Raw genomic sequence first — 16,451 nt, 5'->3', positions numbered from 1 at the left:
ATCGAGCACGTAGGCCCGGTAAGCGCAGCGCCACCGGGCAAAAAACAGCGTTACTGATTCTCTATCAACAACGCTTCCAGCAGATCCAGATCGTGCAGCAGCTTTTGCAGCGTCTCGTTGCTGATCTGCCGCGTGGCGCGCAGGTGATACAGCTCGGCACGCTCGGAGCGCAGCGCCGCCAGACGGAACCGGCGCTCCAGGTTCTCCTCCTGCAGCGAGCTTTCCACATCGTTACGGCCGTCAGCCCGGCGACGCAGATTACCAATCACGCGTGAGCTCACCTCCGTCAGCAGCTGGTTGTCGATGTTCTCTTCGGCATCGGCGGCCAGGCGCTCTTCCATTTTCTGAATAGCGACAATCGCCACTTCGGCAGTGGCAGCGCGGGCAATCCGCTCCTCTTTATGCTGCTGCGTGGCGTCCCCGGCGTCGATATGCTGCAGCAAAATCGGCAGCATAATCACACCGACAAACAGTGAGAACAGGATCACGCCCGCCGCCAGGAAGACCAGTTCATAACGCGCCGGGAAGACATCGCCCGTCGGCAACAGCAACGGAATGGAGAGCACACCGGCCAGGGTAATCGCCCCGCGTACCCCCGCAAAGGAGGCAATCAGCAGCTCACGCGTGGTCCACGAACCAAACTCCATCGGCTTTTTCTTCAGGAAGCGCACGCTGAAGTTTTTCATCGTCCACAGCCAGCCGAAGCGCACCAGCATCAGCGCCATGTAGATCAGCACGATGTCGGTAAAGAGCATCCAGACTTCAACGTTCGGATCGGCCTCCGCCGCCACCAGAGAGGATTCCATAATGCCCGGCAGCTGCAGACCCAACAGCAGGAAGACCATGCCGTTAAAGACAAATTCCAGCATTGCCCAGGTGCTGTTTGCACGCAGACGCATGGCCAGCGGCGCGCGGCGCATTACGCCGGAGCGGGTGATGGTCATCCCTGCCGCTACCGCTGCCAGAATGCCCGACACACCAATGTGTTCGGCAATCAGATAGGAGGCAAACGGCAGCAGGAACAGCAGTACGATCTGTGTTGCGGGTTCATCACCGCCCCAGCGGCTGAGGAAGCGCAGCGAGCGGCCATACAGCCAGCTCACCACGAAGCCCGCCAGGATACCGCCAATAGCAACCTTAAAGAATTCCAGGGTCGCGCCACCCACGGTAAAGATCATCGTCCCCATTGCGACGGCCACGGCGAACTTCAGGGCAACCAGACCGGAGGCGTCGTTCATCAGCGCCTCTCCCTGTAAGATGCCCATGATTTTCTTCGGAATCCGCCCTTCACCCACTATGCCGGACAGCGCCACGGCATCGGTTGGCGACAGGACTGCGGCCAGCGCAAAAGCGGGGATTAACGGGATCCCCGGAACCACCCAATAGATCAGGAAACCAATCCCGACCACGGTCACGACGACCAGCGCCAGTGCCAGACCGAAGATCTCGCGCCCATGTTCCAGAAACTCGCGCGTGGGTGTTTTCCAGCCATCAGCAAACAGCAGTGGCGGGATAAACAGCACGAGGAACAGTTCCGGGTCGAACTCAACGTGCAGGCCAAACGTCGGCCACGCCAGCAGCGCGCCGATGGCAATTTGCATTAATGGCAGGGGGACCTGAAAGGGCAGTACGCGTGTAACCACCCCGGATAATGAGACCACAAGGGTCATGATGAGTATTGTGAAAAAGATTTCCATGCGTTCCCTGTTTGCTGTGTTACTTATGTACTACGGAAGGCGTCGTGCCTTTTATTCTATCTTCCCCAGAGTAACGCAAAAGGCAACGGGATGAGTCCTGAAAATAAAAACGGGCGGCCTGAGCCACCCGTTTTCGCATCAAAGGACAATTTAGATTGCCCAGCCGCCCGCGTAGAACACCACCAGCGCAACGGCGATAACCACGGTGCCGATGTTCAGCTTGCGCCACTCACCGGAGACCAGGCGACCAATCACCAGCGACGCGAAGCCGATCATGATGCCGGTCACGATGTTACAGGTCAGCACGATAAATACCGCAGTGATCAGGCCTGACATCGCGTCCACAAAGTCCGCAAAGTCAATTTTCGCCACGTTGCTCAGCATCAGCAGGCCGACGTACATCAGTGCCGGAGCCGTAGCGTAGGCTGGCACCAGATAAGAGAGCGGAGAGAGGAACAGGATCAGCAGGAACAGCACACCAACGGTAATGGCGGTCAGGCCAGTTTTACCGCCTGCCGCGGTGCCCGCAGCAGACTCAATATAGACCGCAGCCGGAGAAGCCCCTACCAGACCCGAGAAGACGCTGCTCAGGGAGTCGGTGGTCAGCGCTTTGCCACCGTCGATAATCTGACCATCTTTATCCAGCAGGTTCGCCTGACCGGCCACCGCACGGATGGTACCGGTGGCATCAAACACCGCCGTCATCACCAGCGCCAGCACGCTTGGCAGGATCACCGGGTTCAGCGCGCCGACAATATCCAGGCTGCCAATCAGGGAGTTACCGTTGTCATCGCTCAGTGACGGCATGGCAAAAATACCGGAGAAATGCACGGTCGGATCGAAAATCAGGCCAACAATGGACACACCGATAATGGTCAGCAGAATGCCGCCTGGGACTTTCAGTTTTTCCAGACCAATAATCACCGCCAGGCCAATCAGGGACATGATCACCGGGAAGCTGGCGAAGTGACCCAGCGCCACCGGCAGACCGTCCAGCGGGTTCTTAATGACCAGACCCACGCCGTTGGCGGCAATTAGCAGCAGAAACAGACCGATACCGATACCGGTGCCGTGCGCCACGCCGTGCGGCAGGTTGCGCAAAATCCAGCTACGAATGCCGGTTGCCGAGATAATGGTGAACAGCACGCCCATCAGGAAGACGGCGCCCAGGGCAACCGGTACGCTGATGTGTTGGCCCAGCACCAGGCTAAACGCGGTGAAGGCGGTCAAGGAAATGGCACAGCCAATCGCCATCGGCAGATTCGCCCACAGCCCCATTACGATGGAGCCGACACCGGCGACAAGACAGGTTGCAACAAAGACCGCTGCCGGTGGGAAGCCTGCTTTACCGAGCATGCCCGGCACAACGATGACGGAGTACACCATTGCCAGAAACGTTGTCAGACCGGCAACGATTTCCTGGCGCACGGTGCTGCCGCGAGCAGAAATTTTAAAGATGGCGTCAAGTGAACCGCCGGTACGCGCGGATGGCGTAGACATAGAAAACATCCCCTGAGAGTTTTTATAGAAAGTCCGTAAGCGTGGTGGAGACTCCACTGCCAGCAAAACGTCAAATCCTTGTGCTGCGTTTGCGACGAAAAGGGGCGTCACAAAAAAAGCAAACGTTTAGCTCCGCGCTTACAAAACGGGTGGTCAAATTTAGGCAAACGATTATCCAGCCTAATCACCGCCCTTTTCAACTGAACTTTCTCGTTTTTCGCTAAATTTCGCTTATGACGATGAAGAAATAAGCAGAGGATGCGCAAACGTTATCGTTTATGCGCAATGGGGTTACAAATTACGCCTCGCCAGGGATCGTTAACGGCCCACCTTGTTCCAGGGTTCTCTGCCAGGCAGGACGATTTTCGACCTTTTTCTTCCAGGCATGGGTGTGCGGAAGATCCTCGACACCGCCACGTGCCAGCAGGGCAAAAATCGGGAAACTCATCTGAATATCGGCCATGCTGAGAGTCTCTCCGGCAAACCAGCTATTTTCAGCCAGGTGAGATTCAATAAAACGCGCGTGGGTTTCGAGCTGGGGGTTGAGATAGGCTTTTTGCACGCCCTGACCCAGCGCTTTCCCCAGCGTGCGTATTCCAAACGGCACGGGCGGTTTACCGAGGCTGCTAAATACCAGCTTCATTAACAGCAGCGGCATAAGAGAACCTTCGGCATAGTGTAGCCAGAAGCGGTATTGCACCTTGTGGGCAGGATCCAGCGGCTTAAGCTGCGATTCTGCGTCGTAGGTTTCCTGCAGATAATCCAGAATGGCACCGGATTCAGCAAGGATCAGTCCGTTGTCTTCAATGACCGGTGACTTGCCCAACGGATGCACGCGTTTAAGGGACTCGGGAGCCAGCATCGTTTTTTCGCGCTGGTAGTGAACAATCTCATAGGGCAGAGAAAGTTCTTCCAGAGCCCAGATCACGCGGTGTGAGCGCGACTGGTTAAGGTGATGTACCGTGAGCATAGAGGTCTCCTGTTATTCATACTTTTTAACTATAGAAAATTGAACAACACCGCGAAAAATATTCGCCAAAAAAGCGGCCCCGGTGACTGGCGAAAAAGCGGCCCTTACATAGAATTAAAGTGTCAGCACAAACCGGAACCTCCTCAACCAGCTCGACATGAGGGGTGCTGATGTCGGGGGAAACCCTCCCGTGAGCCAGCGGGATAGAGAGAAAGACAAAGACCGGAAAAAACTAAAGCGCCCATATGTGGCGCTTTAGTTCTTTATTATGCTTTTTGCCGGATGGCGCTTCGCTTATCCGGCCTACGTTCTCGGTTTTGTAGGACGGGTAAGGCGCAGCCGCCACCCGGCAAACAGATCTCAATCTTCTTCCAGCAGCCGCGCCCCCGTCCCCTGTTCGCCCAGTTTGTCACCGGGGTTGCGTAACGGGCAATCGCTGCGCGACAAACAGCCGCAACCGATACACCCGTCCAGTTCGTCACGCAGCGCCACCAGCGTATGAATACGCCGATCCAGCTCCTCTCGCCACTGGGATGACAGCTCTTTCCACTCTTTCGGACTCAGCGTGTGGCCTTCCGGTAACACGCCGAACGCCTCACCGATGGTGGCCAGGGGAATTCCGATTCGTTGCGCAATTTTAATAATCGCCACGTAGCGGAGCACGTCACGGGTGTAGCGCCGCTGGTTTCCGGCGTTACGAATGCTTTTGATTAACCCTTTACTTTCATAGAAGTGGAGCGCCGATACTGCCACACCGCTTCGCTTAGCCACTTCACCCGGGGTCAAAAGCGCTTTTATCCTCGGCAATCTCTTTTCCATAAAACCTCTTTACCTCAAGTTAACTTGAGGAATTATACTCCCCCACAGAGAAAACGACGAATCAACCAGGAAAGTTGTATCTACAGAGGGCAACCTTATGTCGCATCAGCAAATTATTCAGACACTTATTGAATGGATTGATGAACATATCGACCAACCGTTGAACATTGATGTGGTCGCGAAAAAGTCGGGCTATTCGAAATGGTATTTACAGAGAATGTTCCGGACCGTAATGCACCAGACGCTGGGTGAGTACATTCGTCAGCGCAGGTTACTACTGGCAGCGCAGGCGTTACGCTCTACGCAGCGGCCTATTTTTGATATCGCGATGGATCTGGGGTATGTGTCGCAACAAACCTTTTCCCGCGTGTTTCGCCGCGAGTTTGACCGCACGCCAAGCGATTACCGTCACCAGTTGAATTAAGGTTTATCAGTGCAAAGGTTGCTGCTGCCAGGTCATAAACTCCTGGGGCGGCATCGCTTTCGCGAAGTGCCATCCCTGACAGAACTGTACGCCGCGCTTCAACAACCAGCTTACCTGCTCGGCAGTTTCTACCCCTTCCGCAATGGTTTTGAGCCGCAGGCTCTGCGCCATCTCGATAATATGCTCGGCGATAAGATGGCTGGTGCTGTTGGTGGTTAGGGTGTCGATAAAGGATTTGTCGATTTTCAGAATATCGACATTCAGCGAGTAGAGATTATGCAGGTTCGAGTAACCTGTACCAAAATCGTCGATTGCCACTTCATAACCCGCCTGACGAAAAGCCTGGATAACCGGCGTAGTTTTCGGCACATCAATAAATCCGCGCTCCGTCACTTCGATTTTGATCTGCTGCGCACGCACGGCATAGTGCCGCGCTTTGTCGGATATCATGGCGATCAGCCGCGAAGAGTGAAAATCCGTCGCCGACAGGTTGATCGAAATATAGAGGTCAGGATGCGCGGCCAGGAAATGGCCCAGATCGCTGAAGACCTCTTCTACAACATAATCCGTGATGCGTTCACTCATCCCCTCTTTTTCCGCCAGCGGGATGAATTCCGCCGGGCTCATGACAGGCCCGTTAAAACCAGGCCAGCGTAACAACGCCTCTGCCCCCACGCACTGATTATTCTTGATATCGATGATTGGCTGATAATGGACACAAAGCTGACGTTTATTCAGCGCCCGATGCAGCAATCGTCCTGGGGAGTTCAGCTCACGGTGGGTGCGCGACCAGACCAGCAAAATAATGATGCTACAGATCATTCCCAGCGGCAGCGTCAACGTCGCCTGATGGTAGAGCGTTTCATAGAAGCGTTTATTCGACGTTGAAACGATGGCGGCAATCGGACGTTTATCCGATTTTACCACCGTATAAAAACGGTCATCTTTTTGAAATACCACGTCCTTATCCCGAATCATCGAGTTTAATAAAGAAACGTTGGCTTTCTGACTGACGGAAAAGAAGGCATTCGTTACCGTATCGTACACGCCCCATGAGAGAGAGTGATCGGTGGACATCACTTCACTGTACGAGAGCGGATTAACCACCACGACATAATTCCCGCGCTGCATATATGTCATTTTATAGCCAGTGAAAAATGGCGTATCACGGTAATAATAGATAGCGATATCGGGTTTACGGATGTAATTAGCGGGGGAGATCGCATAGGGCCGATCCGGAGTAAAAATGGATGAACAACGAAAATTCTGGCCTTCGGCATAAATTAAATCAGCGATGAACAGACGGCCGCGAACCACGTTCAACATATATTGCCGATGTGACGGCGTACAAACTTTACCCTGATATTTTTCCGCTTCGGCCCGGGCCAGATCAACCTGTTCAATAACCAGTTCAGTTTTGTCTAAAGCCAGTTCAGCAAATGTGCGTAACTGCGCGCTTGTTTCCGACACCGCTCTTAGCTGGGCAAACCATAGCGCAAGCATCACCGGCAGCATAACTACCATGATGATCCCTACCACTCTGAGCATCTTGCGCCGCGCGCTACGATTCATTTTCCGCCCTATATCCCTGCATGTTGTACGCCTGTAGTAATGAAGGCCGGATGCTTTGATAAACAGGTGATTACGTTGCATGAATCATGCGAAGTTAGCAACTGACTTTTAGTATTAAAAATCTTAAATTTCGTTATGACGATAATATTTGTCCGTAAGCTAAACTAAAAGTATTCGTTCCGTTTCTATTAAGGAAAATATTTATCCAGCCTGAACGGGTGTATTTTGATCAATGTTTTATAAACGTTCTGCTATTACCACATTATTTCCAGGATCAGCAGAGAATAAGGCTTCATTTATAAAAAGGCATCGCTGGGAACGCCGTTGCCCTCCTCTACTCGACCAAAGGAGGTTGCTCCCGGCACGTGGTGGGTTCGCATCCGCCGATGTCGAAGGCAACCCCATCCTGCCGCCTCTCTTTTTCAGCGTAATAAAATCCCCAATCTGCTCGCACAGGCACTGGCGAATAAATCAACAAATGTGATATAGTTCACACATATCATGTAACGAGAAACACTGTTTCATTCAGTTCGTCTGTTTTGGAGAGGATGGGTTTTATGGCAACCATTACGACCAGCATGGTTCTCCTGCGCTGGCCTTTGTTGAGTGCGGTACTGATGTTTTTAGCCAGCACGCTGAACATTCAGTTTCGTAAATCTGACTACGCGGGTCTTGCGGTCATCAGTACGCTGTTAGGACTGGGCGCGGCTTGCTGGTTTGCAACGGGTCTGCTTGGTATCACCCTGCTGGATATTGCCGCCGTCTGGGAAAATATTAAAGTAGTGATGGTTGAGGCAATGAGCCATACGCCACCAGACTGGCCGATGGTGATTACCTGATGGTCGTTTCATAACAGCATGTTAAAAGCCTCTCTTACGAGGCTTTTTTATTTTCAAGGCATCAATCCACAGCAGGCAGCGGGAGTTTACTGATGATCGCCAGCCGGTTCTGATGATGCTCCTCATCGCCCCATAGCCAATCAACCTGATTGCCGATATCGCTGTCTTTCATTATCGGTCTCATTTCACAGGTAATCATGTCATAGGCGTACAAATGATAGCCGCTGGCGATAGCATCATACAGACGTGATTGCCAGAAACTCATACCATCACGTGTCTGGTGACGGTCTGTGATGATGACATTGTATTTTTCCAGCAAATACTGAGAAAACACTTTTCCTGGCAAATCGCGCAACACGCCACGGTGCGATGGTTTAGGTGACCGCCATATCAGGATTTGCGTAACCGGCATGTAGTTCAAAAAAGCATCTTTCTGATAAATCACGCGATTGTAGTAAACAATCTCCCTGGTGATTTCATTCACCAGGGCCAGTTCAAAATGCTCGTTAGGAATACCTGCAATACGATTTTCCGCCCTGACAAAATGATAGCCTGGAGGGAATGGGCCAAAACTCAGCTCGTCATCGACTGACGCACGAAGGGAAATTTCATTCAGCAACGTCGTATTATGGCTGTCCACCGTGAGCATTGCGAATGTCTTCTGAACGTCTGCGGGATCAAAGAGTTGTTGTGGCATAGCTCCTCGCGGATGAGATGGGTCAGGCACCAAATATAACGTGATGAGAATTAAACAAGAAGCCCTGCAACAGCAGGGCTTTCTTTAGTGCTGAAGACAATCAGAATGGGATGTCGTCGTCAAAATCCATTGGCGGTTCGTTAGACGGTGCCGGAGTGGACTGCTGCTGCGGACGAGACTGCGCGCCGCCGCTGAACTGGTTGCCGCCCTGTGGCTGCTGAGGCTGGCCCCAACCGCCCTGCTGCTGGCCGCCACCTGCTGGTGCGCCACCGCCCTGACGGCCACCCAGCATCTGCATGGTGCCGCCAACGTTTACCACCACTTCAGTGGTGTACTTTTCCTGACCGGATTGATCGGTCCATTTGCGGGTACGCAGCTGGCCTTCAATATACACCTGAGAGCCTTTACGCAGATACTCACCGGCCACTTCTGCCAGTTTGCCAAACAGCACAACGCGGTGCCATTCGGTCTGCTCTTTCATCTCACCGGTCGCTTTGTCACGCCAGGATTCGGAAGTAGCCAGCGTAATGTTGGCAACTGCGCCACCACTCGGCATGTAGCGTACTTCCGGGTCCTGGCCCAGATTACCGACGAGAATCACCTTGTTTACGCCTCTGCTGGCCATGTTCGTGTCTCCTGAATACGTTTCTTAATAGTGTAAACGCGCGAGTGTACCATTTCCACGCGTCAATTTGCATAGTTGCGTGGCGGGTTCAGAAATCTCTCGCGAACTCGGCATTGTTACACAGCTATTTAGAAAATGCATTCCAATACTGTATATTCAAACAGGTTAAATTGTGTCATAATTAGCCGTTTCTGACAGCCGTTTGTCCTTCAAACAAACCAGGCAATCCGTGTTCCAACCGGGAAAGGTGAATGGATAAGATCGAAGTTCGGGGCGCCCGCACCCACAATCTCAAGAATATCAACCTCATAATCCCTCGCGACAAACTCATCGTCGTGACCGGGCTTTCGGGGTCTGGCAAATCCTCACTGGCTTTCGACACCCTGTATGCCGAAGGACAGCGCCGTTACGTTGAATCACTCTCTGCGTATGCGCGCCAGTTCCTGTCATTGATGGAAAAACCGGATGTAGACCATATCGAGGGGCTTTCGCCTGCTATCTCTATTGAGCAGAAGTCCACCTCCCACAACCCGCGTTCAACGGTCGGTACCATTACCGAAATTCATGACTACCTGCGTCTGCTGTATGCCCGCGTAGGAGAGCCGCGCTGCCCGGATCATGACGTCCCGCTGGCGGCGCAGACCGTAAGCCAGATGGTGGATAACGTGCTGTCGCAGCCAGAAGGCAAACGCCTGATGCTGCTTGCCCCAATCATTAAAGAGCGTAAGGGCGAGCACACCAAAACGCTGGAAAACCTGGCAAGCCAGGGGTATATCCGCGCCCGTATCGACGGCGAGGTGTGTGACCTGTCCGATCCCCCGAAGCTGGAGCTGCAGAAAAAACACACCATCGAAGTGGTGATTGACCGCTTTAAAGTGCGTGACGATCTGGCGACCCGTCTGGCGGAATCCTTTGAAACTGCGCTGGAACTCTCTGGCGGTACGGCGGTGGTCTCCGATATGGACGACCCGAACGCGGAAGAACTGCTCTTCTCCGCCAACTTTGCCTGCCCGATTTGCGGCTACAGTATGCGCGAGCTGGAGCCACGTCTGTTCTCCTTCAACAACCCGGCGGGTGCCTGCCCGACGTGTGACGGTCTGGGCGTACAGCAGTATTTCGACCCGGATCGGGTGATCCAGAATCCTGAACTGTCGCTGGCTGGCGGTGCGATCCGCGGCTGGGATAAGCGTAACTTTTACTACTTCCAGATGCTCAAATCGCTGGCAGAGCACTATAAGTTCGATGTAGAAGCCCCGTGGGCCAGCCTGAGCCCGAACGTGCACAAAGTGATCCTGTTCGGTTCCGGTAAAGAGAACATAGAGTTCAAATACATGAACGATCGCGGCGACACCTCCGTACGTCGCCACCCGTTCGAAGGGGTGCTGCACAACATGGAGCGGCGCTACAAAGAGACTGAATCCAGCGCGGTGCGTGAGGAGCTGGCGAAGTTCATCAGCAACCGCTCCTGCGCCACCTGTGACGGCACGCGTCTGCGTCGCGAAGCGCGTCACGTGTTTGTCGAAAACACGGCGTTGCCGACCATCTCAGACATGAGCATCGGTCACGCAATGGACTTCTTCAACAACCTGAAGCTCTCCGGCCAGCGTGCGAAGATTGCCGAAAAAGTGCTGAAAGAGATCGGCGACCGTCTGAAATTCCTGGTGAATGTCGGCCTGAACTACCTGACGCTCTCCCGCTCCGCAGAGACGCTGTCCGGCGGTGAAGCCCAGCGTATCCGTCTGGCCAGCCAGATTGGCGCGGGCCTGGTGGGCGTCATGTATGTCCTGGACGAACCGTCCATCGGCCTGCACCAGCGAGACAACGAGCGTCTGCTCGGAACGCTTATTCATCTGCGTAACCTCGGCAACACGGTGATTGTGGTCGAGCACGACGAAGATGCGATCCGTGCTGCCGACCATGTGATCGACATCGGCCCGGGCGCGGGCGTGCACGGCGGCCAGGTGGTCGCGGAAGGCACCCTGAAAGACATCATGGCGGTGCCAGAGTCGTTAACCGGTCAGTACATGAGCGGCAAGCGCAAAATTGAGGTGCCGAAACAGCGCGTGGCGGCGAACCCGGAAAAAGTGCTTAAGCTCACCGGCGCTCGCGGCAACAACCTGAAAGACGTGACGCTGACGCTGCCCGTCGGGCTGTTTACCTGTATCACCGGCGTATCCGGTTCCGGTAAGTCGACGCTGATCAACGATACGCTGTTCCCGATTGCGCAGACGGCGCTGAACGGCGCGACGCTGGCCGAACCTGCACCGTACCGCGACATTCAGGGGCTGGAACATTTCGATAAAGTTATCGACATCGACCAAAGCCCGATTGGCCGTACGCCGCGTTCCAACCCGGCGACCTATACCGGCGTCTTCACGCCCGTCCGTGAACTCTTCGCGGGTGTACCGGAAGCGCGTTCGCGCGGCTACACGCCAGGACGTTTCAGCTTTAACGTTCGCGGCGGCCGCTGTGAAGCGTGTCAGGGCGACGGCGTGATCAAGGTTGAGATGCACTTCCTGCCGGATATCTACGTGCCGTGCGACCAGTGCAAAGGCAAACGCTATAACCGTGAAACGCTGGAGATTAAGTACAAAGGCAAGACCATCCACGAAGTGCTGGACATGACCATCGAAGAGGCGCGCGAGTTCTTTGATGCCGTTCCTGCGCTGGCGCGTAAGCTGCAGACGCTGATGGACGTAGGCCTGACCTACATTCGTCTGGGGCAGTCAGCGACCACGCTCTCTGGAGGTGAAGCGCAGCGCGTGAAGCTGGCGCGTGAGTTGTCCAAACGCGGTACCGGGCAGACGCTGTACATTCTCGATGAGCCGACCACCGGTCTGCACTTTGCGGATATCCAGCAGTTGCTCGACGTTCTGCATCAGCTTCGCGATCAGGGCAACACCATTGTGGTCATTGAGCACAACCTGGACGTGATTAAAACCGCGGACTGGATTGTCGATCTCGGCCCGGAAGGCGGCAGCGGCGGCGGTGAAATCCTCGTCTCCGGTACGCCAGAGACCGTTGCAGAGTGCGAAGCCTCGCACACCGCGCGCTTCCTTAAACCGTTGCTGTAATTGTCACACGGAGAGTTGCTGTCGGGTCGCTTCCGGCAGCAGCTCAACCGCCTGCTGATAAGACGCGTCTACCAGGTAGTAAATCTGCGATCCCGGGAGCGAACCGTCGAGATAGACCGTACTCCAGTGCGCTTTGTTCAGATGTTTGCTCGGCCGGACATCATCGTGCTGCTGACGTAATAGCTCCGCCAGCTCCGGGCTGGTTTTAAGCGACGCCGCCGGACGGCCTTCCACCTCTTTCACCATCGCAAACAACACATCTCCCACTTTAATCTGCGTGGCTTTCCAGTCGCTGTGAACGCTCTGCTCCGCGCCTGGCTTACTCATGCAGTACTGCAGTAGCTCCGAAATTGTCATCTTTATTCCCCTTGTAGCGTTGCGATAATTTTACGCGAACCACCGTGAATGCGATGTTCTCCCAGCCAGATCCCTTGCCATGTTCCCAGCAGAAGCCGCCCGTTGTGTACCGGCAGCATTAGCGATACGCCCAGCAAAGAAGATTTGATATGCGAAGGCATGTCGTCCGCCCCCTCATAGTCATGCTCGTAGGAGGCGTTGTCCGGAACGGTTTTCAGAAAATGCCGCTCCATATCAGACCGGACGGTGGGATCGCAATTTTCATTAAGCGTGAGAGAGGCCGACGTGTGCTGAAGCAGCAGATGCAGCAAACCCGTTTTGACGCGCGACAGATCGCGGATCTGCCCGATAACTTCATCCGTCACCAGGTGAAATCCGCGAGGTTTAGCGCTTAAGGTCAGGGTTTGTTGGTACCACATGTGCTGCTCCGTTATGAAAGTGAATCTTTCTAAGTGTGCAGCAAGAAGACGAAAGGTAAAACCCGCAGCGACGAGATTTGATTAAAAAAGAGCCAAACTCGCCGCCAACGGTTTAATACTCTGAGTTCACAATAACCTCTTCGCCAAACTTCCCGGCCATTGGCAGCGGGCGATAGGTCGAGTTTGAGGCGCGTAACACCCTGATCCCTCTGGCTCCCACATCACGCGCGGCGCTGATATCGTTGTCTGAATCACCGTAGAAGACTTTGATATGTTTCTGCTCCAGCCACTGGGTTTTGGTGTTTTGTCCCGGTTTGTCACCCGCGAAAATCACCGGGTTCATGCTGGCCGCCGGGATCAGGAAATCATCCTGCAGGGTTTTAGAGACGGTTTCCGTTTTGGTCTGGCTGCGTCCGGTAACGAAGTAAATGCTGTCGCCGCGTTTTACATGCATGGCGATAAGCGCGCGGGCCACCTCTTTCGGGATGCTGAATTCGTCCCAGCCGTTGTTCATCTTTTCCCAGAATTCCGGGTTTTTCAGATACGCTTCGCTGTCCGGCGAGTATGTTTTTTTACCGCGCCAGAACCCGGGGCTGGAGAAGAGGACGGTATCGTCAATATCAAAGCCCACGGCCATTGGCGGGCGGCCCATCAGGCTGTTTTCAATCTGGGCTACAGAGACCCAGTGAATGGGGGCTTGTTCAGCCAGAATAGCGGCGGTAGTGCCGGTGTAAAGCGGCGTCGGTGCGGAAGCGCGCGCGACGACCGTACTGTTAAGCGAGAACAATAAGCAGGCGGCGCTGAGCGCCAGTGTGATCTTGCGCATATTTTCCCCTGAATATTCAGTTTGTTATCGTTTTAATTTGAGCGACTGGTCAAAAATCTATCCGACCATAACCCCAGCGGGAGATGAAGGGAAGGAGTTTTTGCTTATGAGGTTGGATAAAAAGAAGAAGATCACAGAATGCCGGGCAACCTGTTTGTGCGGCCTGATGCCCTCATCCCGGCCCTCTCCCACGGGGAGAGGGATAGTGAGTAAGTACTTACATTACTGCAGCAAATGCCTGCGCCACGCGATGAACGTTGCTGGCATTCAGACCCGCCACGCACATACGTCCGCTGGCAATCAGGTAGACGCCGAACTCTTCGCGCAGACGTTCAACCTGTGCGGCGCTCAGCCCGGTGTAGCTAAACATCCCGCGCTGTTTAAGCAGATAGTCGAAGTTATGCCCCGGTACGGCCTCTTTCAGCACGTTAACCAACTCCTGACGCATCGACAGAATACGCTTACGCATGGATTCCACTTCTGCAAGCCAGCTGGCTTTTAACTGTTCGTCTCCCAGCACAGTCGCCACCACCTGCGCGCCAAAGTTTGGCGGGCTGGAGTAGATGCGGCGCACGGTCGCCTTCAGTTGCCCCAGTACGCGACCTGCCGCTTCGGCGTCTTCGCACACCACAGAGAGGCCACCCACGCGCTCGCCGTACAGGGAGAAGATTTTTGAAAACGAGTTGCTAACCAGAACAGGCAGACCGGCGCTGGCCACGGCACGGATGGCATAGGCATCTTCTTCCATCCCTGCGCCAAAGCCCTGATAGGCGATGTCGAGGAAGGGGATGAGGTTGCGCGCTTTCAGCACCTCAATCACCGCATCCCACTGGGCGTTGGTGAGATCTGCCCCGGTCGGGTTGTGGCAGCACGGGTGCAGCAGCACTATGCTGCGCTCTGGCAGGGTATTTAGTTTTTCCAGCAGCGCGTCAACGCGCACGCCGTTGGTTTCACTGTCGAACCATGGATAGGTCGCCACCTTAAAGCCAGCACCCTCAAAAATCGCCACGTGGTTTTCCCAGGTGGGATCGCTGACCCATACCCCTGAATCCGGGAAGTATTTTTTCAGGAAGTCCGCACCCACTTTAAGCGCACCTGAACCGCCCAGGGTTTGGATGGTTGCAACACGTTTTTGTGCGAGCACCGCGTGATCGGCACCAAACAGCAGCGGCGCGATGGCGTTACGGTAAGTATTGAGCCCTTCCATCGGCAGATAAAGAGAAGCACCGTGCGGGGCGGCGTTAAGACGCGCTTCCGCTTCAGCAACGGCTTTCAACTGAGGAATAATGCCGTCCTCGTTGTAATACAGACCAATGCTGAGATTCACTTTGTCGCTGCGAGGATCTTCTTTGAAACGCTCCATTAAGGAGAGAATGGGGTCGCCGGCGTAGGCGTCAACTTTCTGAAACACGCGATGGTTCTCCGGAATTCGATGAGGCAGGGAATTCAACAATAAACCGGATATGACAGAAGATCGAGCGTTTAACCTGTTCCATGCCGGGTCAGGCAACGCTGCCCCCCGGCATTCACAGCAGTTTAATCGATGTACTTCATCGCCACCCTTGATGTCAGGCGCGTTATTAGTTCGTAAGCACTCACTTTCGTGATTTCCGCGATGCGTTCGACGGGCAAACCGTCACCCCACATCACCACATCGTCGCCCGCTTTATCCTGGGCATCGGGGCCTAGATCTACGCAAATCATGTCCATCGCCACGCGACCGACAATCTTCACTTCGCGGCCATTGACCAGAACCGGCGTACCGGACGGCGCAGCACGTGGATAACCGTCGCCATACCCCATCGCCACCACACCCAGCCGGGTGTCACGCTCACTGGTCCAGGTGCCGCCGTAACCCACCGGTTCCCCCGCCTTGTGCTCACGCACCGCAATCAGCTTAGACACCAGGGACATCACCGGCTGGAAGCCAAAGTCCGGCCCCCAGGGTCTGTTCTCCAGCGGTGATACGCCGTAAAGAATAATCCCCGGACGCGCCCAGTCGAAGTGCGACTGCGGCCACAGCAGAATGCCACCGGAGGCCGCGATAGAGCGCATCCCCGGCTTGCCTTCGCAGAAGGTGTTAAAGATGTCGAGTTGTTGTTCAGTAGCGCCGCAGTCAGGCTCATCAGCCCGGGCAAAATGGCTGACAATATTTACCGGCTGGCGGACATTTTTGCACTGGCACAGACGCTGATAAAACGCCTGCGCGTGTTCCGGACGTACGCCCAGACGGTGCATGCCCGTGTCGAGCTTCATCCAGACGGTGACTGGCTCGCTCAGCTCAGCGGTTTCGAGGGCGGAAAGCTGTTCTTCGTTGTGTACCGCCGTGTGCAGATGCTGGTCTGCAATGGTCGGCAGGTCTGCAGCCTCAAAAAAGCCTTCGAGCAGCAAAATCGGTTGGGTGATCCCCCCCGCGCGCAGGCGGAGGGCTTCTTCAAGACGGGCAACGCCAAAGGCGTCGGCATCGGGGAGCGTTCGCGCGGTCTCAAGAAGACCGTGTCCGTAAGCGTTCGCTTTCACGACTGCAACAAGTTTACTGGCAGGAGCCAGTTCACGCAGACGTTGCAGGTTGTGTCGCAGAGCGCGGCGGTTAATCACAACAGTTGCCGCTTGCATTTGATTTCCTTAGAAA

At 54.7% G+C, this 16,451-nt stretch carries 15 protein-coding genes; 3 read left to right on the top strand and 12 right to left on the bottom strand.

Features of this window, described 5'->3' with window-relative positions; all coding sequences use genetic code 11:
• Window positions 1-50: 50 nt before the first annotated feature.
• The 4 genes from ACQG2G_RS01605 to soxR form a co-directional block, all read right to left on the bottom strand.
• Entirely contained in the window at window positions 51-1,697 is a 1,647-nt protein-coding gene (locus ACQG2G_RS01605; RefSeq protein WP_013095075.1) for a Na+/H+ antiporter, read from the bottom strand.
• 150 nt (window positions 1,698-1,847) lie between these two features.
• Window positions 1,848-3,197: a guanine/hypoxanthine transporter GhxP gene (gene ghxP, locus ACQG2G_RS01600; protein ID WP_013095074.1), complete on the bottom strand. Its 1,350-nt coding sequence runs from the start codon at window positions 3,195-3,197 to the stop codon at window positions 1,848-1,850.
• Between the two features lie 298 nt (window positions 3,198-3,495).
• Window positions 3,496-4,167, bottom strand: coding sequence for a glutathione S-transferase family protein (locus ACQG2G_RS01595; protein ID WP_061772109.1), 672 nt, complete (start codon window positions 4,165-4,167; stop codon window positions 3,496-3,498).
• A 360-nt stretch (window positions 4,168-4,527) separates the two neighbouring features.
• Window positions 4,528-4,986: a redox-sensitive transcriptional activator SoxR gene (gene soxR, locus ACQG2G_RS01590; RefSeq protein ID WP_013095072.1), complete on the bottom strand. Its 459-nt coding sequence runs from the start codon at window positions 4,984-4,986 to the stop codon at window positions 4,528-4,530.
• Between the two features lie 97 nt (window positions 4,987-5,083).
• On the opposite strand from soxR, the gene soxS reads away from it, so the two are divergent.
• The gene (gene soxS / locus ACQG2G_RS01585) at window positions 5,084-5,410 is read left to right on the top strand and encodes a superoxide response transcriptional regulator SoxS (RefSeq protein ID WP_013095071.1); all 327 of its coding nucleotides are present in this window, start codon (window positions 5,084-5,086) and stop codon (window positions 5,408-5,410) included.
• 6 nt (window positions 5,411-5,416) lie between these two features.
• Here the strand turns inward: soxS and ACQG2G_RS01580 are convergent, their stop codons facing one another.
• Window positions 5,417-6,982 (bottom strand): EAL domain-containing protein, encoded by a 1,566-nt coding sequence (locus ACQG2G_RS01580; protein ID WP_023622182.1) that lies wholly within the window; start codon window positions 6,980-6,982, stop codon window positions 5,417-5,419.
• Between the two features lie 557 nt (window positions 6,983-7,539).
• On the opposite strand from ACQG2G_RS01580, the gene ACQG2G_RS01575 reads away from it, so the two are divergent.
• Window positions 7,540-7,821: a YjcB family protein gene (locus tag ACQG2G_RS01575; protein ID WP_008503385.1), complete on the top strand. Its 282-nt coding sequence runs from the start codon at window positions 7,540-7,542 to the stop codon at window positions 7,819-7,821.
• Between the two features lie 61 nt (window positions 7,822-7,882).
• Here the strand turns inward: ACQG2G_RS01575 and ACQG2G_RS01570 are convergent, their stop codons facing one another.
• On the bottom strand, window positions 7,883-8,518 hold the full coding sequence (locus ACQG2G_RS01570) for a hypothetical protein (protein ID WP_248079026.1): 636 nt from the start codon (window positions 8,516-8,518) through the stop codon (window positions 7,883-7,885).
• A 100-nt stretch (window positions 8,519-8,618) separates the two neighbouring features.
• On the bottom strand, window positions 8,619-9,143 hold the full coding sequence (gene ssb1, locus ACQG2G_RS01565) for a single-stranded DNA-binding protein SSB1 (protein ID WP_347480623.1): 525 nt from the start codon (window positions 9,141-9,143) through the stop codon (window positions 8,619-8,621).
• 251 nt (window positions 9,144-9,394) lie between these two features.
• Between ssb1 and uvrA the strand changes: the two genes are divergently transcribed.
• Window positions 9,395-12,217, top strand: a complete 2,823-nt coding sequence (gene uvrA / locus ACQG2G_RS01560; RefSeq protein ID WP_061771754.1) for an excinuclease ABC subunit UvrA — start codon at window positions 9,395-9,397, stop codon at window positions 12,215-12,217.
• A gap of 3 nt (window positions 12,218-12,220) precedes the next feature.
• Here the strand turns inward: uvrA and ACQG2G_RS01555 are convergent, their stop codons facing one another.
• The 5 genes from ACQG2G_RS01555 to alr form a co-directional block, all read right to left on the bottom strand.
• Window positions 12,221-12,574: an MmcQ/YjbR family DNA-binding protein gene (locus tag ACQG2G_RS01555; protein WP_013095068.1), complete on the bottom strand. Its 354-nt coding sequence runs from the start codon at window positions 12,572-12,574 to the stop codon at window positions 12,221-12,223.
• Window positions 12,575-12,576: 2 nt separating this feature from the next.
• On the bottom strand, window positions 12,577-12,993 hold the full coding sequence (locus tag ACQG2G_RS01550; protein ID WP_013095067.1) for a secondary thiamine-phosphate synthase enzyme YjbQ: 417 nt from the start codon (window positions 12,991-12,993) through the stop codon (window positions 12,577-12,579).
• A gap of 112 nt (window positions 12,994-13,105) precedes the next feature.
• Window positions 13,106-13,819 carry an acid phosphatase AphA gene (gene aphA / locus ACQG2G_RS01545; protein ID WP_013095066.1) on the bottom strand — a complete coding sequence of 238 codons (714 nt, stop codon included), beginning with the start codon at window positions 13,817-13,819 and terminating at the stop codon, window positions 13,106-13,108.
• A 217-nt stretch (window positions 13,820-14,036) separates the two neighbouring features.
• Complete coding sequence (tyrB, locus tag ACQG2G_RS01540; RefSeq protein WP_038418465.1) at window positions 14,037-15,230, bottom strand: aromatic amino acid transaminase; 1,194 nt, start codon at window positions 15,228-15,230, stop codon at window positions 14,037-14,039.
• Window positions 15,231-15,355: 125 nt separating this feature from the next.
• Complete coding sequence (gene alr / locus ACQG2G_RS01535; RefSeq protein ID WP_038418463.1) at window positions 15,356-16,435, bottom strand: alanine racemase; 1,080 nt, start codon at window positions 16,433-16,435, stop codon at window positions 15,356-15,358.
• Between the last annotated feature and the right edge of the window lie 16 nt (window positions 16,436-16,451).

Source organism: Enterobacter cloacae complex sp. 382A5, from assembly GCF_050031095.1.
GTDB classification, from domain to species: domain Bacteria; phylum Pseudomonadota; class Gammaproteobacteria; order Enterobacterales; family Enterobacteriaceae; genus Enterobacter; species Enterobacter cloacae.
The sequence above is the reverse complement of the archived record's forward strand: the minus strand, read 5'-3'. Positions and strand labels throughout refer to the sequence as shown.